Source organism: Pseudomonas triticicola, assembly GCF_019145375.1.
GTDB lineage: Bacteria > Pseudomonadota > Gammaproteobacteria > Pseudomonadales > Pseudomonadaceae > Aquipseudomonas > Aquipseudomonas triticicola.
Window position 1 is genome coordinate 4,886,705 of sequence record NZ_JAHSTX010000001.1, and the last position, 17,821, is coordinate 4,904,525.

At 60.7% G+C, this 17,821-nt stretch carries 19 protein-coding genes and 1 other RNA gene; 13 read left to right on the plus strand and 7 right to left on the minus strand.

Annotated features, from left to right (window positions below; all coding sequences use genetic code 11):
- Window positions 1-78: 78 nt before the first annotated feature.
- From trxA to KVG85_RS21575, 6 genes are all read left to right on the plus strand, one after another.
- Window positions 79-408 carry a thioredoxin TrxA gene (gene trxA, locus KVG85_RS21550; protein WP_003206727.1) on the plus strand — a complete coding sequence of 110 codons (330 nt, stop codon included), beginning with the start codon at window positions 79-81 and terminating at the stop codon, window positions 406-408.
- A gap of 248 nt (window positions 409-656) precedes the next feature.
- Window positions 657-1,916 carry a transcription termination factor Rho gene (gene rho, locus KVG85_RS21555; protein WP_003229334.1) on the plus strand — a complete coding sequence of 420 codons (1,260 nt, stop codon included), beginning with the start codon at window positions 657-659 and terminating at the stop codon, window positions 1,914-1,916.
- A gap of 138 nt (window positions 1,917-2,054) precedes the next feature.
- On the plus strand, window positions 2,055-4,016 hold the full coding sequence (locus KVG85_RS21560; protein WP_217864897.1) for an acyltransferase family protein: 1,962 nt from the start codon (window positions 2,055-2,057) through the stop codon (window positions 4,014-4,016).
- 80 nt (window positions 4,017-4,096) lie between these two features.
- Window positions 4,097-5,563 carry a 4-hydroxy-3-polyprenylbenzoate decarboxylase gene (gene ubiD, locus KVG85_RS21565; RefSeq protein WP_039757427.1) on the plus strand — a complete coding sequence of 489 codons (1,467 nt, stop codon included), beginning with the start codon at window positions 4,097-4,099 and terminating at the stop codon, window positions 5,561-5,563.
- Window positions 5,563-6,531, plus strand: coding sequence for a CDP-6-deoxy-delta-3,4-glucoseen reductase (locus KVG85_RS21570; RefSeq protein WP_217864898.1), 969 nt, complete (start codon window positions 5,563-5,565; stop codon window positions 6,529-6,531). Before ubiD ends, KVG85_RS21570 begins: the two co-directional genes overlap by 1 nt.
- A gap of 184 nt (window positions 6,532-6,715) precedes the next feature.
- Window positions 6,716-7,384: a gamma-glutamylcyclotransferase gene (locus KVG85_RS21575; RefSeq protein ID WP_042607082.1), complete on the plus strand. Its 669-nt coding sequence runs from the start codon at window positions 6,716-6,718 to the stop codon at window positions 7,382-7,384.
- Here KVG85_RS21575 and glpT read toward each other — a convergent pair.
- Both glpT and KVG85_RS21585 read right to left on the minus strand, forming a co-directional pair.
- Window positions 7,360-8,709: a glycerol-3-phosphate transporter gene (gene glpT / locus KVG85_RS21580; protein ID WP_217864899.1), complete on the minus strand. Its 1,350-nt coding sequence runs from the start codon at window positions 8,707-8,709 to the stop codon at window positions 7,360-7,362. The genes KVG85_RS21575 and glpT overlap by 25 nt on opposite strands.
- Window positions 8,710-8,965: 256 nt before the next feature.
- Window positions 8,966-9,943, minus strand: coding sequence for an NADPH:quinone oxidoreductase family protein (locus KVG85_RS21585; protein WP_217864900.1), 978 nt, complete (start codon window positions 9,941-9,943; stop codon window positions 8,966-8,968).
- A gap of 150 nt (window positions 9,944-10,093) precedes the next feature.
- Between KVG85_RS21585 and KVG85_RS21590 the strand changes: the two genes are divergently transcribed.
- Complete coding sequence (locus tag KVG85_RS21590; RefSeq protein ID WP_039757432.1) at window positions 10,094-10,501, plus strand: flagellar basal body-associated protein FliL; 408 nt, start codon at window positions 10,094-10,096, stop codon at window positions 10,499-10,501.
- A gap of 113 nt (window positions 10,502-10,614) precedes the next feature.
- On the opposite strand, the gene KVG85_RS21595 is transcribed toward KVG85_RS21590, so the two are convergent.
- Complete coding sequence (locus KVG85_RS21595) at window positions 10,615-11,067, minus strand: EVE domain-containing protein (RefSeq protein ID WP_217864901.1); 453 nt, start codon at window positions 11,065-11,067, stop codon at window positions 10,615-10,617.
- Window positions 11,068-11,264: 197 nt separating this feature from the next.
- Here KVG85_RS21595 and KVG85_RS21600 point away from each other — a divergent pair, with 197 nt between their 5' ends.
- A complete protein-coding gene (locus tag KVG85_RS21600; protein WP_007911192.1) occupies window positions 11,265-11,420 on the plus strand; it encodes a hypothetical protein in 156 nt (51 codons plus the stop codon).
- Between the two features lie 35 nt (window positions 11,421-11,455).
- Here KVG85_RS21600 and KVG85_RS21605 read toward each other — a convergent pair whose 3' ends face one another.
- From KVG85_RS21605 to KVG85_RS21620, 4 genes are all read right to left on the minus strand, one after another.
- Window positions 11,456-12,061, minus strand: coding sequence for a 5-formyltetrahydrofolate cyclo-ligase (locus tag KVG85_RS21605; protein ID WP_217864902.1), 606 nt, complete (start codon window positions 12,059-12,061; stop codon window positions 11,456-11,458).
- 80 nt (window positions 12,062-12,141) lie between these two features.
- Window positions 12,142-12,320, minus strand: a non-coding RNA gene (gene ssrS / locus KVG85_RS21610) — 6S RNA.
- Window positions 12,321-12,350: 30 nt separating this feature from the next.
- The gene (locus KVG85_RS21615; RefSeq protein WP_016772632.1) at window positions 12,351-12,668 is read right to left on the minus strand and encodes a cell division protein ZapA; all 318 of its coding nucleotides are present in this window, start codon (window positions 12,666-12,668) and stop codon (window positions 12,351-12,353) included.
- Window positions 12,665-12,874 carry a TIGR02449 family protein gene (locus KVG85_RS21620; RefSeq protein WP_007911197.1) on the minus strand — a complete coding sequence of 70 codons (210 nt, stop codon included), beginning with the start codon at window positions 12,872-12,874 and terminating at the stop codon, window positions 12,665-12,667. Before KVG85_RS21620 ends, KVG85_RS21615 begins: the two co-directional genes overlap by 4 nt.
- 125 nt (window positions 12,875-12,999) lie before the next feature.
- Between KVG85_RS21620 and KVG85_RS21625 the strand changes: the two genes are divergently transcribed.
- Genes KVG85_RS21625 through KVG85_RS21645 form a run of 5 tightly spaced genes read left to right on the plus strand, consistent with a single transcriptional unit; the run spans window position 13,000 to window position 17,811 of the window.
- Window positions 13,000-13,560 (plus strand): YecA/YgfB family protein, encoded by a 561-nt coding sequence (locus KVG85_RS21625; RefSeq protein WP_217864903.1) that lies wholly within the window; start codon window positions 13,000-13,002, stop codon window positions 13,558-13,560.
- A gap of 27 nt (window positions 13,561-13,587) precedes the next feature.
- On the plus strand, window positions 13,588-14,922 hold the full coding sequence (gene pepP, locus KVG85_RS21630; protein ID WP_217864904.1) for a Xaa-Pro aminopeptidase: 1,335 nt from the start codon (window positions 13,588-13,590) through the stop codon (window positions 14,920-14,922).
- Window positions 14,919-16,106, plus strand: a complete 1,188-nt coding sequence (ubiH, locus tag KVG85_RS21635; protein WP_217864905.1) for a 2-octaprenyl-6-methoxyphenyl hydroxylase — start codon at window positions 14,919-14,921, stop codon at window positions 16,104-16,106. The genes pepP and ubiH overlap by 4 nt, the downstream gene beginning before the upstream one ends.
- Window positions 16,099-16,584, plus strand: a complete 486-nt coding sequence (locus KVG85_RS21640) for a DUF4442 domain-containing protein (protein ID WP_217864906.1) — start codon at window positions 16,099-16,101, stop codon at window positions 16,582-16,584. Before ubiH ends, KVG85_RS21640 begins: the two co-directional genes overlap by 8 nt.
- A gap of 9 nt (window positions 16,585-16,593) precedes the next feature.
- Window positions 16,594-17,811: a 2-octaprenyl-3-methyl-6-methoxy-1,4-benzoquinol hydroxylase gene (locus KVG85_RS21645; RefSeq protein ID WP_217865012.1), complete on the plus strand. Its 1,218-nt coding sequence runs from the start codon at window positions 16,594-16,596 to the stop codon at window positions 17,809-17,811.
- Window positions 17,812-17,821 lie beyond the last annotated feature (10 nt).

Sequence of the window (17,821 nt, forward strand, 5' to 3'; positions counted from 1 at the left end):
AATCATCTGCGGCTTCCTGAACAAGGGAAGGGCGGCTATGATGGGCCACGTTTTTTTGCTTACAACCTGGAGAATTCCATGAGCAGCGATCTGATCAAACACGTTAGCGACGCTAGCTTCGAAGCCGACGTACTCAAGGCCGAAGGCGCTGTCCTGGTCGACTACTGGGCTGAATGGTGCGGCCCTTGCAAAATGATCGCACCGGTTCTGGACGAGATTGCCGAGACTTACAAAGGCAAGCTGACCGTCGCCAAACTGAACATCGACGAAAACCAGGAAACCCCGGCCAAGCATGGCGTGCGTGGGATCCCGACGCTGATGCTGTTCAAGAACGGCAACGTTGAGGCGACCAAGGTCGGCGCACTGTCGAAGTCGCAACTGGCGGCTTTCCTCGACGCCAACATCTGAGCGTCGCAGTAAAACGCTGAAAAAAAGCCCCGCAAATCGCGGGGCTTTTTGCGTATTCAGGGCTAGACGCTCCGAAACTCAGGTGGTACATTCGGCCCCGCACTGGTTTCTCCAATGCCCCCTGCTAGCCGTCGCCGACGCACTCCTTTTCGAATTAGTTCGCGATCCTGTCGCCTTCTCCGCGGCGCGGCCTCATTAAGCCAAAAGCTTAATTTCCCCCCCTCCATAAATGATTACGTCATTCCTATATGAATCTGACTGAACTCAAGCAAAAGCCGATTACCGAACTGCTCGAATTGGCCGAACAGATGGGCATAGAAAATATGGCCCGTTCGCGCAAGCAGGACGTGATTTTCTCCCTGCTGAAAAAGCACGCGAAAAGCGGCGAGGAAATCTCCGGTGATGGCGTGCTGGAGATTCTCCAGGACGGCTTCGGCTTCCTGCGCTCCGCAGACGCTTCCTACCTCGCCGGCCCTGACGACATCTACGTCTCGCCGAGCCAGATCCGCCGCTTCAACTTGCGCACCGGTGACACCATCGTTGGCAAGATCCGCCCTCCGAAGGAAGGCGAGCGGTATTTCGCCCTGCTCAAGGTCGACACGATCAACTTCGATCGTCCGGAGAACGCGAAGAACAAGATTCTCTTCGAGAACCTGACGCCGCTGTTCCCGACCGTGCGCATGAAGATGGAAGCCGGCAACGGTTCCACCGAAGATTTGACCGGTCGCGTGATCGACCTGTGCGCACCGATCGGCAAAGGCCAGCGTGGCCTGATCGTCGCACCGCCGAAAGCCGGTAAAACGATCATGCTGCAGAACATCGCAGCGAACATCGCCCGTAACAATCCTGAAGTTCACCTGATCGTGCTGTTGATCGACGAGCGTCCGGAAGAAGTGACCGAAATGCAGCGCACCGTGCGTGGCGAAGTGGTTGCCTCGACCTTCGACGAGCCGCCGACCCGTCACGTGCAGGTTGCTGAAATGGTGATCGAGAAGGCCAAGCGTCTGGTCGAACACAAGAAAGACGTGGTGATCCTGCTCGACTCCATCACCCGTCTGGCCCGTGCCTACAACACCGTGATCCCGAGCTCCGGCAAGGTATTGACCGGTGGTGTCGATGCCCACGCCCTCGAGAAGCCAAAACGCTTCTTTGGTGCCGCGCGTAACATCGAAGAAGGTGGCTCGCTGACCATTATCGCCACCGCGCTGGTTGAAACCGGCTCGAAGATGGACGAAGTGATCTACGAAGAGTTCAAGGGGACCGGCAACATGGAACTGCCTCTGGATCGCAAGATCGCCGAGAAGCGTGTGTTCCCGGCCATCAACATCAACCGCTCCGGCACCCGCCGCGAAGAGTTGCTGACCGCCGACGACGAACTGCAGCGCATGTGGATTCTGCGCAAGCTGCTGCACCCGATGGACGAAGTCGCCGCCATCGAGTTCCTGGTCGACAAGCTGAAAACGACCAAGACCAACGACGAGTTCTTCTTGTCGATGAAACGCAAGTAGTACGCAGCTGATAAAAGGAGCGCTCCGCAAGGGGCGCTTTTTTTTGTCGGCGATTTATTTGTATCTGGATTGAAGTATGCGCGGCTGCTAACGTCGCGCCTTCAAGGGATTCTGTATCCAGAACAGGTAAGGTTTTTCATGCACACGTTTGGCAATCGCCGTGATATCGACGGCTTACGCGCGCTCGCGGTACTTCCCGTCGTGCTGTTTCATTTCGGATTCAATACATTCAGCGGCGGTTTTGTCGGCGTGGATGTTTTCTTCGTCATCTCCGGATTTCTGATCACCTCGATCCTGTTCCGCGAAATCAGCGCCCAGCGCTTCAGTTTTCTCGATTTCTGGGGCCGCCGTGCCCGGCGCATCCTGCCTGCGCTTACCTTGGTCGTTGTGGTGACACTGGCGCTTGGCTGGTTACTGCTGACCGCCAAGGACCTGTCAGACCTGGGGCGAACGATTCGCTACCAGTCGCTGTTCATATCCAACATCCTGTTCATGCGCGAGGACGGCTATTTCGCGCCGGCCTCCGATCTCAAACCCTTGCTGCATACCTGGTCGCTGGCCGTGGAGGAGCAGTACTACATCTTCTTCCCGCTGATGATGGTGCTGTTGATGCGGTACGTCCGGCATTGGCGCTGGATGCTCTTCGCCGTGCTGCTGGTGTCGTTCGGGCTGAACATCGTTTACATCGAGCGTCGGCCTGAATTCGCTTTCTTCTCCCTGCCGACCCGCGCCTGGGAATTGCTCTGCGGCGCCATGCTCGCAGTGTTGCCGGCAGCGAAGCACGCGCCGCGGCTTTGGGTTCGGCAGACGGTCGGACTGGCTGGCTTGGCAGCGGTGCTGCTGGCGGTATTCACTTTTGACAAAACCACGGTGTTCCCGGGCTGGGCGGCATTGGTACCAGTGCTTGGTACGACTGCGTTGATCTGGTCGGGCGCGCGCGGCCCGACCCTGGCTGGCCAGTTGTTGAGCCTGCGGCCAATGGTATGGGTCGGTCTGTTGTCCTATTCGCTGTATCTGTGGCACTGGCCGATCTACGTGTATGCCAATGCCATCTCCATTGATGGCATCCAGCCGCCTGAAGCGCTGGGCTGGATCGCTCTGGCGGTCACTCTGGCGTGGCTGAGTCTGCGCTTTGTCGAACTGCCGTTTCGCGAGAAGCGTGTGTTCGCCAGCCGTAACTCGGTATTGGTCGGCGGCCTGGCGTCGATTGCCGTCCTGGCGGTGGTCGGTTCGGCCATCCGTTCGGCGGACGGCGTACCCGAGCGCCTGAGCGGCAAAGCTCTGGAATACGCCCAGTCGCAGGAATGGAACGCCGGGCAGATGCAATGCATGCACATGAGCAAGGACAAGACGCTGGATAAGGCGTGTCGCGTGGGCGGCGATCAGAAAATTGCGCCGACGAAAATGTTCTGGGGTGATAGCCACACCGCCGCGCTGCTGCCCGCCATCGAAGGCAATAGCCAGCGTGACAGTCAGCCAGTCTGGCTATACAGCCTCACTGGATGCCCACCGATCATTGATGACGCCTTGCGCGCGCAGTGCAAGCAGTTCAACCAGCGCAATATGCAGCTGGTCCGCGATCTGGGCATCAAGGATGTGGTGTTGGCGGCGAACTGGAGTCTGTATGTCTACGGGCGTGAGGACGGTGACGGCGACAAGCAATTCCTGCTCGACCCTTCGCGCAATGTAGTGCAATCGGAGAAGCGCATGGCAGCGGCAATCAAGGCGCAAGTCAGCGAACTGCGCCAAGCGGGTGTACAGGTCTGGCTGTTCAAGGAGGTCCCGCTGCAGCACAAGAGTTACATCAGCCGCCTGACCAGCCTGGCGCGGATTGGTCGCTCGGCCGAAGGGCTCGGTCGCCCGCTTGGCGAGCATCTGGCGCGGCAGCAGTTTTTCACCGGCCTGTTCGGCTCAATGAGCGCTGCCGATTCCGGCGTGCATGTCATCGACCCGACGCCGCTGATGTGCAAAGACGGCCTGTGCATGATCGATGTCGATGGCCACTCGCAGTACAAGGATGCCGACCATCTTTCTGACGCCGGCAGCGCCCGGTTGAGTCCGTTGTTTGCGCCGATGCTGTTGGGCGCAAGCCACAATTGAGCGATGGGGGGCTCTGACGGGCTGCTGTTTGCCCCTCAGAGCAGGTAGGATGTACGCCTATTTTGAGGGTGCCATCGTCAATGAAATTCAAGGATCTTCGGGATTTCGTGCAGCAGCTTGAGCAGCGCGGAGAGTTGAAACGCATCCAGATTCCCGTCTCGCCGGTGCTGGAGATGACTGAGGTGTGCGATCGCACGCTGCGGGCCAAAGGCCCGGCGCTGCTGTTCGAAAAACCTACCGGTTATGACATTCCGGTGCTCGGCAACCTGTTCGGCACCCCTGAGCGGGTAGCGATGGGCATGGGCGCCGAGTCGGTCAGCGAACTGCGCGAAATCGGCAAGCTGCTGGCCTTTCTCAAGGAGCCGGAGCCGCCGAAGGGCTTGAAGGACGCGTGGTCGAAACTGCCGATCTTCCGCAAGATCATTTCGATGGCGCCAAAAGTCGTCAAAGACGCGGTGTGCCAGGAAGTGGTCATCGAAGGCGACGACGTCGATCTGGCGATGTTGCCGGTGCAGACCTGCTGGCCCGGCGACGTCGGTCCGCTGATCACTTGGGGCCTGACGGTCACCAAAGGTCCGAACAAGGAACGCCAGAACCTCGGTATCTACCGCCAGCAAGTGATCGGCCGCAACAAGGTGATCATGCGCTGGCTCAGCCATCGTGGCGGTGCTCTCGACTTCCGCGAGTGGTGCGAGAAGCATCCGGGCCAGCCGTTCCCGGTGTCCGTGGCCCTTGGCGCCGATCCGGCAACGATTCTCGGTGCCGTGACGCCGGTACCTGACAGCCTCTCCGAATATGCTTTCGCAGGGCTCTTGCGCGGCAATCGCACGGAACTGGTCAAGTGCCGTGGCAACGATCTGCAAGTGCCGGCCACCGCCGAAATCATTCTTGAAGGCGTGATCCATCCCGGCGAAATGGCCGACGAAGGCCCGTATGGCGACCACACCGGTTACTACAACGAAGTCGACAGCTTCCCGGTGTTCACCGTCGAGCGCATCACCCACCGGATAAAGCCGATCTATCACAGCACTTACACCGGCCGTCCGCCGGATGAGCCGGCGATTCTCGGCGTGGCGCTGAACGAAGTGTTCGTGCCGATCCTGCAGAAGCAGTTCCCGGAAATCACCGACTTCTACCTGCCGCCGGAAGGCTGCTCGTACCGCATGGCCGTGGTGACGATGAAGAAGTCGTATCCGGGGCATGCCAAGCGCGTGATGCTCGGCGTCTGGTCGTTTTTGCGACAGTTCATGTACACCAAGTTCGTTATCGTCACTGACGACGATATCAACGCCCGCGACTGGAACGACGTGATCTGGGCCATCACCACGCGCATGGACCCCAAGCGCGACACGGTGATGATCGACAACACGCCGATCGACTACCTCGACTTCGCTTCGCCGATTTCCGGCCTGGGCTCGAAAATGGGCCTGGATGCCACCCACAAGTGGCCGGGCGAAACCACTCGCGAGTGGGGCCGCGTGATCGTCAAGGACGACGCCGTCACCCAACGGATCGATGCCATCTGGAATCAGTTAGGAATAGATTGATGCGTGTAACCCTGCAGCCTTCCGGAGCAGTGCTCGAGATACAGCCCGGTGAGCGGATTCTCGACGGTGCGCGGCGCCTGGGCTATGACTGCCCGCAAAGCTGCCGCAACGGCAATTGCCACGTGTGTGCAGCGCTGCTGGTCGAGGGCCGCGTCGAGCAGGCCGGCAAAGTCCACGATCATGGCGAGTTCTACACCTGCATCGCCGCACCGCTGGAAGACTGCGTGCTGCTGTGGGATGGCGTGCTCGCACTCGGTGAGCTGCCGGTGCGCAGCCTGTCGTGTCAGGTCATCGAGTGCCGCGAGGTCGGCGGCGACACCTGGCGCGTGCGCCTGCGGGCACCGGCGGGCAAGCCGCCGCGCTATCACGCCGGGCAATATTTGATGATCGAGCGTGAGAGCGGCGAGAAATCGGCGTTCTCCATGGCTTCGGCACCCCACGGCGGGCGTGACCTGGAAATCCATGTGCTGGCGCGCGAAACCAGTGCGTTAAGCCTGATCGAGCAGTTGCAACGCAACCCGATGGTGCGTGTCGAGCTGCCCTTTGGCGACACTCATCTTGCGGAACTGCCCGATGGCCCGCTGGTGCTGATCGCCGCGGGCACAGGCATGGGCCAGATTCACGCCTTGATCGAACATTGCCGCGCTGAAGGTTTCAAGCATCCGGTGCATCTGTACTGGGGCGTGCGCCGCCCGGAAGATTTTTATCAGATCGAGCACTGGGACGAATGGCTGAAGCTGCCCAATCTGTTCCTGCACAAAGTGGTCAGCGACCAGTGCGGCTGGGAAGCGCGCTGCGGGATGTTGCACGAGGCGGTTTGCGAAGATTTCCCCGATCTGAAGCCGCTGCACGTCTATGCCAGTGGTTCGCCGGCGATGGTCTACGGCACGCTGGACGCGCTCGTCGAGGCGGGGATGGATGCGCATCAGATGCGCGCCGATGTATTCGCCTACGCGCCGCGCTCCTGATACTTATAACTTGGCATATAGCCGATCGGTATTTATCTAATTAGGCAAATACCGCTAGGTTATATATCAATCAGGCAATTAAGCAGTGGCACTTAATTTGCCTTAAAACATATGTGCCTTATTGTTACAGCGGTGCGTTCTATTAAGTAATTCTTCACCCGCGGGGAGCTGAACGCTATTCGCCATGAGCGCCATTGAAAACGCAATTCTGAACCTGGCTTACCCTCCTCGGCTCGATCTTGGGCCGCAGCTGACGCACGAACAACTTCTCGCTTCCATGCAATCGACCATGGCGCGCCACAAGGGTGGGCCGGTGTGGCTGTTCGCGTATGGTTCGCTGATCTGGCGCCCGGAATGCACGGCAGTCGAGCGCATGCGCGGTCGCGTGCATGGCTACCATCGCGGCTTGTACCTGTGGTCCCACGAGCATCGGGGTACGCCGGAAATGCCCGGCCTGGTGTTCGGTCTGGATCGTGGCGGTTCATGCAGTGGCTTTGCCTACCGCTTGCCGGAAGACAATCTCGATACCGCGCTGTATGCGCTGTGGAAACGTGAGATGCCGTTTCCGTCGTATCGCCCGCACTGGCTCAATTGCCGGCTCGAAGATGGCACTCAGGTGCAGGCCTTGGGATTCGTTCTGGAGCGCCACCTGCCGAGCTATGCCGGCAACTTGCCGGATCATGTGCTCAGCCAGGTCTTCGCCAGCGCCAGCGGGCGTTACGGCACCACTCGCGATTACGTCGAGCAGACCGTTCACGCCCTGCGCAGCCACGCCATGCCGGATCGAAATCTGGAGGCGCGGCTCAAGCGCTGTAAATCACACAGCGATCAGGCGACCGCTTCACGGCTCTGACTGGCGACTTGCTTGTGCCACAGCGTTGGCGCAAGGAAGGCCATCGCCAGCAGGCAAGCGCCGACCAGTAGCACGAACCCGCCATCCCAGCCGAAGTGGTCAACGGTGTAGCCCATCGCCGCACTGGCCGCGACCGAACCACCCAGATAACCGAACAGACCGGTGAAGCCCGCTGCGGTACCGGCGGCTTTCTTCGGCGCCAGCTCCAGCGCTTGCAGACCGATCAGCATCACCGGACCGTAGATCAGGAAGCCGATCGACAACAGTGCGATCATGTCGATCATCGGGTTGCCGGCGGGATTCAGCCAGTAAACCAGGGTTGCCACGGTCACCAAGGCCATGAACACCATGCCGGTCAGGCCGCGGTTGCCACGGAAGATCTTGTCCGACATCCAGCCGCACAGCAGCGTGCCCGGAATCCCCGCCCACTCGTAGAAGAAATAGGCCCACGAGGTTTTATCCACGGTGAAACCCTTGGCTTCCTTCAGGTACGTCGGCGCCCAGTCCAGCACGCCGTAGCGCAGCAGGTAGACGAAGACGTTGGCCATGGCGATGTACCAGAGCATTTTGTTGCGCAGCACGTATTTGACGAAGATTTCCTTGGCGCTGAATTCGTCTTCGTGGCTGGCGTCGTAGCCTTCCGGGTAATCGTTCTTGTACTGCTCGATTGGCGGCAGGCCGACCGATTGCGGGGTGTCGCGCATGGTGATGAAGGCGAACACCGCCACGCCCAGCGCGACCGCCGCCGGGACGTAGAACGCGGCGTGCCAGTCATTGAACAGGCCCATGCCGATCAGGAACAGCGGGCCGATCAGACCGCCGCCAACGTTGTGCGCCACATTCCACACCGACACCACGCCGCCGCGTTCCTTCTGCGACCACCAGTGCACCATAGTCCGCCCGCTCGGCGGCCAGCCCATGCCCTGCGCCCAGCCGTTGATGAACAGCAGAATGAACATCATCGTCACGCTGGACGTTGCCCACGGCGCGAAACCGAAAATGAACATCACCCCGGCCGAGACCAGCAGACCGAACGGCAGGAAGAAGCGCGGGTTGGAACGGTCGGACACCAGGCCCATGAGGAACTTCGACAGACCGTAAGCGATGGCGATCGCCGACATCGCCAGACCGAGGTCGCCACGGCTGTAACCTTCGTCGATCAGGTACGGCATGGCCAGGGAGAAGTTCTTGCGCAGCAGGTAGTAACCGGCGTAGCCGATAAAGATACCGGCGAAGATCTGCCAGCGCAGGCGGCGGTAGGTGCTGTCTATTTTTTCTTCAGGCAATGGAGCCTGATGTGCGGCAGGACGAAAGAAAGCAAACATTCAAGAGCTCCAGTTTTCTTGTTTTGACTGCGGATGCGAATGTTACAGTTTCGTTACCGAAAATAGCATCGCTTCACGTCGGCAAAACAGCGGAAATTTGGACAGATGAGCGTTCCTTTATGAACATGTCGCTCTGAGATAAGAAGGCGGCGCTGAGGGGATGGTGGCTCGGGTGGGTTTCTGCGGTTTAGCGCAGGGAAGAGGCAGACCTCAAAGGTAAAGCAATCCGGATTGCTCCTCCGGATCGCTCCGTGTTTCAACGAACCTGAACAACAACCTTGCCCACAGCCTTGCGCTGGCCGAGATCATCGATCGCCTGCGCGGCATTGCTCAGCGGATACACCTGCGATACCAGCGGTTTCAGCTTGCCCTCGGCAAACCAGGCGAACAGCTGCTGAAAGTTGGCTGCGTTGTCCTGGGGCTGGCGCTGGGCAAAGGAGCCCCAGAACACGCCGAGCACCGCCGCGCCTTTGAGCAGTGCGAGGTTGACCGGCAGTTCCGGGATGCGTCCGCTGGCGAAGCCGACTACGAGCAGGCGGCCGTTCCAGGCGATGGCGCGGATGGCCTGGTCGAACAGGTCGCCGCCGACCGGGTCGTAGATCACGTCGGCGCCCTGGCCGTCGGTGAGGCGTTTGATCTCGTCCTTGAGGCTGGCTTCGCTGTAGTTGATCAGTTCATCGGCGCCGGCAGCCTTGGCCACCGCGAGTTTTTCGGCGCTGCTGGCGGCGGCGATCACCCGGGCGCCCATGGCTTTGCCAATCTCCACGGCGGCGAGGCCGACGCCGCCCGATGCGCCGAGCACCAGCAGGGTTTCGCCCGGCTGCAGTTGGGCGCGTTGCTTGAGCGCGTGCATCGACGTGCCGTAGGTCATGCTGAATGCAGCGGCAATGTTGAAGTCCATCGACGGCGGAATCGGCAGGACGTTGTAGCCCGGCACCGCAACCTGCTCGGCAAAACTGCCCCAGCCAGTCAGGGCCATGACCCGGTCGCCGACTTTCAGATGGCTGACCTTTTCCCCGACTTCGCGCACCACGCCCGCCGCTTCACCGCCCGGCGAGAACGGGAAGGGCGGTTTGAACTGGTACTTGCCCTCGATGATCAGCGTGTCCGGGAAGTTGACCCCGGCGGCGTGCACGTCCAGCAGGATTTCATTCTTCTTCAGGGCGGGGCTGGCGACGTCTTCCAGCACCAGCGATTCGGCAGGGCCGAAGGCTTTGCACAGCACGGCTTTCATCAGGGCTATTCCTTTGGGAGTGATGGCCGATAAGTGTAGGTGTGTGAATCAACGGGTCAACGAGCATGCCCGGCCCTGATAGTCAGCCATAAGCTTGTGCTTGCGCGGCGGGTCGTTATGCTAGGCCGCAAACCGGATAAGGAGCGAATTGTGAAAGCGTGGATCATGTTGTTGCTGGCCCTGTCTCTGCCTGTGGCAGCACTGGCCGAAGAAGCCAAAGAAGGCGAGGCGCCGAAGGTCAATTACATCACTCTGAGCCCGCCGTTCGTCGGCAATTACGGCCTCGACGGCACCGCCAAACTCAAGGTCTACAAGGCCGATGTGGCCCTGCGCGTAACCGGCGAAGAGGCGACCAAACTGGTCAAGGCCAACGAGCCGCTGATCCGCAATCAGCTGGTGGCGCTGTTCACTCAGCAGACCACCGAGGCGATGGGCAGCATTGAAGGCAAGGAAAAGCTCCGTCAGGAAGCGTTGAAGCAGACCCAGCAGGTCATGAATGACGAGACCGGCAAGCCTGTTGTTGAGGATCTGTTGTTCAACAACCTGATCATTCAGTAAGTCATTCGCTGTCCGGGCAGGCCTCTTCGCGAGCAGGCTCGCTCCCACATTGGACTGCATGTTCCTGTGGGAGCGAGCCTGCTCGCGAAAGCTATTTATCAGGCAAAAATGAATCAGGGTTTGAGCCCGATAACCGCCGCCCACTGTTCTGGTGTAACCGGCATCACCGACAACCGCGAGCCCTTCTGCACCAGCGGCAGCTCCGCCAGCGCCGTCTGCTGCTTCAGATAATCCAGCTTCAACACCCGTTTGAACGTCTCGACATGCACGACATCGATCGCGCTCCAGGCATTTTTTTCTGCTGTAGCCTTCGGATCGAAGTAATGACTGTCGGGCTCCAGCGCCGTCGGATCGGGATACGCTGCTTCAATAATTTTGCCGATCCCGGCAATCCCCGGCTCGGGGCAGCTGGAATGGTAGAAAAAGAACTCGTCACCAACGGCCATCGCCCGCAGGAAGTTGCGCGCCTGATAATTGCGAACCCCGTCCCAGCGCGCCTTGCCGAGCTTTTCCAGACCCTTGATCGAAAGCTCGTCCGGCTCTGATTTCATCAGCCAATAGGCCATGTCTTGTGCTCCTGAAAAGGTCATTGGGCAGGTTGTCGGGCAATTTTATGACAAACCGACAGTCGGTTGACGTCAGCGTTTGCGCACAGGTTCACGTTGCCGCAAAATGCCGGCCTTTAAAGCTTGACGCTGCTGCACGGCCTACGAACGGAAACCGCTGCTGTCATCGTGATGATGTGCCTTGAGGGGGGCAATCGATGAAACGCAAACCGGATTTGCTATGGACTTTGGTAATTTTGTTTGGCCTGGGCGTGGTAACCACCGGTTACGCGCAGAGCCTGTGGGCGAACAAGGCCGACGCGCCGATTGAAGTGGCGCAACAGGTGCAACAGTCGACCGCTTTCAAACGCTGAACCTGTCTCTTCGACGCCGCTGGTCCCTGCGGCGTCTACTCTGCGAAATACCACGCCTTGTCGGTGACCGTGCCTTGTAACGGCACATCCCAGCTCGCCTGCGCCAGACGTTCTACCTTCTGACACTCATGGGCCAGGCCCAGCAGCGTCGGCTTGCGCCAGTTCTTGCGCCGGGCCAGATAGGCGAGGCTGCGATCATAAAATCCGCCGCCCATGCCCAGGCGCCCACCGACATCGTCAAACCCTACCAGCGGCAACAGCACCAGATCCAGCGCCCAGACCTTGCGTTGCCGAGCCAGATTGGCCCGGGGCTCGAGGATGCGGAAGCGATTGGGGGTCAGCTTTTCGCCAGGACGAATACGCTGGAAGACCATTTTCGTTCGTGGCCATGCGCTGAGTACCGGCAGATAAGTCGCCTTGCCGCGACGCTGGGCTTCGCGCAGCAGCAGGCGCGGATCGATTTCACCGTCGGTGGGCAAATACAGAGAGATATGTTTTGCCCGGCGAAAGTGCGGGTCGTGGGCCAATTGCCGGAACAGGCCTTTGGCAGCCTGGCGTTGTTCGCCCGGCGTCAGTGCGCGGCGCGCCTTGCGCAGCAGGCGGCGGAGTTGCGGGCGGGGCAGCAGCGCGGGTTCGGTCATGGTTCGGCTTCGGCAGGTGGATGCAAAAACGTACGCATAAAAAATCCGATGTCGGCATACACCGACATCGGATTCGAATCAGGCTCCCCGGATGAACCGCTGTCAACTCAGCCCTTGAACCCGAAAGTTCAAGGTGGAAGAAGCAGTAGACTTTAAGGCTTTCCGTCTAGCGGACATGCACACCAGCCCAACGTGCAACTTCCAGGGTAGTGCGAATCGGCTCCGGGACATCGTCAACTGGCAAGCACCCCAGGGAGTGCCGCGAGTATACCTCAAGCTGTCAGGCGAATCAGCCCTTGGCGGTGTTCTGATCGTCGGCCAGGACCAGATCGACACGATCGAGCAAGTCGCGTACCTGTTCGCGGGTCGAACCGCTGGCCTGGATGTCCGGGCGCTCTTCTTTGTGCAACAGGTCGTGGGTGATGTTCAGCGCGGCCATCACGGCAATGCGGTCGGCGCCGATGACTTTGCCGCTGCTGCGGATCTCGCGCATCTTGCCGTCCAGGTAGCGGGCGGCACTGACCAGATTGCTGCGTTCTTCCGGCGGGCAGATGATCGAATACTCTTTGTCGAGGATCTGCACGGTAACGCTATTGCTTGAACTCATGAGTCTTGCTCCAGGGCCTTGAGGCGCGAAATCATCGATTCGACCTTACGCCGGGCGATTTCGTTTTTTTCAATGAGGTGAGCGCGTTCCTCGCGCCAGGTTTTTTCCTGAGCTAGTAAGAGTGCGTTTTGACTCTTAAGTTGCTCGACTCGGCCAATCAGCAGTTCGAGTCTGGCCATCAGCGCTTGCAGGTCGGTGTCTTCCATTGGGTCCACGTGTTCGTCTGATGGGTGGTAACTGGCGGACAGCCTTTAATGGTCTTGGCGGGGCTGTCGATGTAGGATACAAGGCCTTCATTCTAGACATAGCGCCGTCTGGCGCCTAGCTGCCCATGACCATTGCGAATTCCCCGTACCAAGCCTTTGCCACCCTGCTGACTGCCAGCGGCCACAACGTCTCGCCTGCCGAACTGCACGGCGTGCTGCTCGGGCGCAGTTGCGCCGGGGCCGGCTTCGATAACGACGGCTGGCTGATCGACGCCGCCGAACTGCTCGAAGGCGAGATCCAGGACAACGTCCGCAACGCCCTGATCGGCCTGCAGGAGATGGTCAAAGGCGAGCTGACTGGCGACGACGTGACCGTCGTTCTGCTGCTGCCGACCGACGATGCACCGCTGGCCGACCGCGCTGCCGCACTGGGCGAGTGGTGCCAGGGTTTCCTCAGCGGTTTCGGCCTGAACTGCCGCGACAGCAGCATGCTCAGCACCGAAGCCACCGAAGTGCTGCAGGATCTGGCAGCCATTTCCCAGGTGCAGGACGCGCTGGAAGAATCCGAAGACGGCGAATCCGACTACATGGAAGTCATGGAATACCTGCGCGTCGCGCCGTTGCTGCTGTTCTCGGAAACCAAAAAAGCCGATGTGCCGCCAGCCGCCAAGCCGTCGCTGCATTAATCGCGTGCCAGGGAAAGCCATCTGCCCATGACCCACATCCCCAAAGCGGAATACAGCCGTCGCCGCAAGGCCCTGATGGCGCAGATGGAACCCAACAGCATCGCGATCCTGCCCGCCGCCGCGGTGGCCATCCGCAACCGCGACGTCGAGCATGTCTACCGTCAGGACAGCGACTTCCAGTACCTCAGCGGTTTTCCCGAGCCACAAGCCGTCATCGTTCTGATGCCCGGTCGCGAGCACGGCGAGTACATCCTGTTCTGCCGTGAACGCAACGCCGAACGCGAATTGTGGGATGGCCTGCGCGCCGGGCAGGAAGGCGCGATCCGCGAATACGGCGCCGACGACGCCTTTCCGATTACTGACATCGACGACATTCTTCCCGGCCTGATCGAAGGCCGCGACCGGGTGTATTCGGCGATGGGCAGCAACCCTGAATTCGATCGGCACCTGATGGACTGGATCAACGTGATCCGCTCCAAGGCGCACCTCGGCGCGCAGCCGCCGAATGAATTCGTTGCCCTGGATCATCTGCTGCACGACATGCGCCTGTATAAATCGGCGGTAGAAGTGAAGGTGATGCGCGAAGCCGCGCGGATCTCCGCGCAAGCGCATATCCGCGCGATGCAGGCCAGTCGTCCGGGGCTGCATGAATACAGCCTCGAAGCCGAACTGGATTACGAATTCCGCAAGGGCGGGGCGAAGATGCCGGCCTACGGTTCGATCGTCGCCGCCGGGCGCAACAGCTGCATCCTGCATTACCAGCAGAATGACGCGTTGCTCAAGGACGGCGATCTGGTGTTGATCGACGCCGGTTGCGAGATCGACTGCTACGCCAGCGACATCACCCGCACGTGGCCGGTCAACGGCAAGTTTTCGCCGGAGCAGAAGGCGATCTACGAGTTGGTGCTGGCTTCGCAGGAAGCGGCATTCGCCGAGATCGCACCGAACAAGCACTGGAATCAGGCGCACGAGGCCACGGTGCGGGTGATCACCGCAGGTCTGGTCAAGCTTGGTTTGTTGCAGGGCGAGGTTGACGAGTTGATCGCCAGCGAAGCCTACAAGGCTTTTTATATGCACCGTGCCGGCCACTGGCTGGGTATGGATGTGCATGACGTCGGCGAGTACAAGGTCGGCGGCGAATGGCGCGTGCTGGAGGTCGGCATGGCGCTGACCGTGGAGCCGGGCATCTACATCGCCGCGGACAATCAGAACGTGGCGAAGAAATGGCGCGGCATTGGCGTGCGCATCGAGGATGACGTGGTCGTAACGCGATCCGGTTGTGAAATTCTCACCAGCGGTGTGCCAAAAACCGTTGCCGAGATCGAAGCGCTGATGGCACAAGCAAGGACACACGCAGCATGAGTCGAGTCAATCTGGCAATCATCGGTGGCGGTCTGGTCGGCGCCAGTCTGGCGTTGGCGTTGCAGGCCGGGGCCAAGGCGCAGGGCTGGAAAATCGTCCTGATCGAACCGTTCGCTCCCGGCGACAGCTGGCAGCCGAGCTACGACGCCCGCTCTTCGGCGCTGTCGTTCGGCTCGCGGCAGATTTATCAGCGCCTGGGCGTGTGGCAGGAAATTTCCCGCCGCGCCGAGCCGATCAAACAGATTCATGTCTCCGACCGTGGCCGTTTCTCCACCGCGCGCTTGTCGGCGATGGAAGAGGGTGTGCCAGCGCTCGGTTACGTGGTGGAAAACGCTTGGCTCGGCCAGTGCCTGTGGCAACACCTCGATAAAGACGTGATCACGTGGCGCTGCCCGGCGGAAGTCACGCGCATGGAGCCGTTGGCCGATGGCTACCGCCTGACCCTCAACGATGAAACCACGCTGGAATGCGACCTCGCGGTGCTCGCCGATGGCGGCCGGTCCGGGCTGCGCGAACAGTTGGGCATCAACGTGCGCACGCGCCCGTACAACCAGAGCGCGCTGATTGCCAACATCACCCCGAGTGAAGCGCACAACGGCATGGCTTTCGAGCGCTTTACCGATGAGGGGCCGATGGCCCTGCTGCCGTTGCCGGACAATCGCTGCGCACTGGTGTGGACGCGGCTGGGCATGGATGCGCAGCGTCTGACTGAATTGAGCGAGCGTGATTTTCTCAGCGAGCTGCAAGGCGTGTTCGGTTACCGCCTCGGCACTTTGAAACAGGTCGGCGCGCGGCATCTTTATCCGCTGGCACTGATCGAAGCTGAAGAACAGGTGCGCTCGCATCTGGCCGTGCTCGGCAACGCCGCACACAGCCTGCACCCGATCGCCGGCCAGGGCTTCAACCTTTCGCTGCGTGACGCCGATGCCTTGGCTGCCGCGCTGCTTGCGAGTGATAAGCCGCTGGGCGACTTCGCTACGTTGCAGGCCTATCGCGAGCGGCAGCGCCTTGATCAGGACCTGACGGTGGGCTTCTCCGATCAGGTCACGCGCCTGTTCGGCAGCAGCCAGCCGCTGGTGTCGCTGGGGCGCAATCTCGGCCTGCTCGGCCTCGACCTGCTGCCGCCAGCCAAACGCTGGTTCGCCCGGCAGGCGATGGGCCTGGGAACCCGTCCGGATGCTTGAGTGGCTGAGCAAAAAAATCGGCAAGGCACGATTGATGCTCTGGGTAATGACCTTCTACCCGCCGTATCTCGGCGCCGGAGTGCGCGTTCGGCACATCAGTGACGACTTTCGCGATGTGCAGGTGTCCATGGGTTTGGGTTGGTACAACCGCAACTACGTCGGCACCCAGTTTGGCGGCAGTCTGTATTCGATGGTCGACCCGTTCTTCATGTTGATGCTGATGGAAAACCTCGGCCCGAAATACATCGTCTGGGACAAAGCCGCCGACATCGATTTCATTGCGCCGGGCAAAGGCCCGGTGTTCGCCCGGTTCAACATCGACCAGACTCTGCTCGACGAGATCCGCCGGCAGACCGCCAACGGCGAGAAATACCTGCCGCAGTTGCAGGTCGACATTCATGACGGCGCCGGCAACCTTGTGGCGCGGGTCGGTAAAACCCTTTACGTGCGGCTCAAGCCGCAAGCGAGACAGGCCTAAAGCATGGAAATGCGCGCAGATCTGCTGATTGTCGGAGCCGGAATGGTCGGCAGCGCCTTGGCGCTGGCGCTACAGGACAGTGGGCTGGAAGTGCTGCTGCTCGACGGCAGCCCGTTGAGCGTGAAGCCGTTCGATGCCGAAGCGGCGTTCGAACCGCGCGTCAGTGCATTGTCGGCGGCGAGCCAGCGCATTCTCGAACGCCTCGGTGTCTGGGACGGCATCGCCCAGCGGCGCAGCAGCCCGTACACCGACATGCACGTCTGGGACGGCAGCGGCACCGGACAAATTCATTTTTCGGCGAGCAGCGTACATGCCGATGTGCTCGGCCACATTGTCGAAAACCGCGTGGTGCAGGATGCGCTGCTCGAGCGTTTGCATGATTGCGACCTCGGCATGCTGGCCAATGCGCGGCTGGAACAGATGCGTCGCTCCGGCGATGACTGGCTGCTGACCCTGGCCGATGGCCGCACCTTGCGCGCGCCGCTGGTGATCGCGGCGGACGGCGCCAATTCTGCTGTGCGCCGTCTCACTGGGGTGGCGACCCGCGAGTGGGATTATCTGCATCACGCCATCGTCACCAGCGTGCGCTGCAGCCAGCCGCACCGCAAAACCGCCTGGCAGCGCTTTACCGATCACGGGCCATTGGCGTTTCTGCCGCTGGAACGTGATGGTCAGCAGGACTGGTGCTCGATCGTCTGGTCGACCACACCGGCTGAAGCCGAGCGCTTGATGGCGCTGGAGGAGACTGCGTTTTGCGCTGAGCTGGAGCGAGCCTTCGAGGGGCGCCTCGGTGAAGTGATCAGCGCCGACCCGCGTCTGTGCGTGCCGCTGCGTCAGCGTCACGCCAAACGTTATGTCGCTGAAGGCCTGGCGTTGATCGGTGATGCGGCGCACACCATTCACCCGTTGGCGGGGCAGGGTGTGAACCTTGGTTTCCTCGATGCAGCGGTGCTGGCGGAAGTGCTGCTGCAAGCGCATGAGCGTGGTGAGCGACTGGCGGATGTCAAAGTATTGAGCCGTTATGAGCGCCGGCGCATGCCACACAATCTGGCGCTGATGGCGGCGATGGAAGGCTTCGAGCGGTTGTTCCAGGCCGACCCGCTGCCACTGCGCTGGTTGCGCAATACCGGGTTGAAACTGGTCGAGCAGATGCCCGAGGCGAAGGCGTTGTTTGTTCGCGAGGCGCTGGGGCTGACCGGGGATCTTCCAGCACTGGCAAAGCCCTGACCGCCTCATT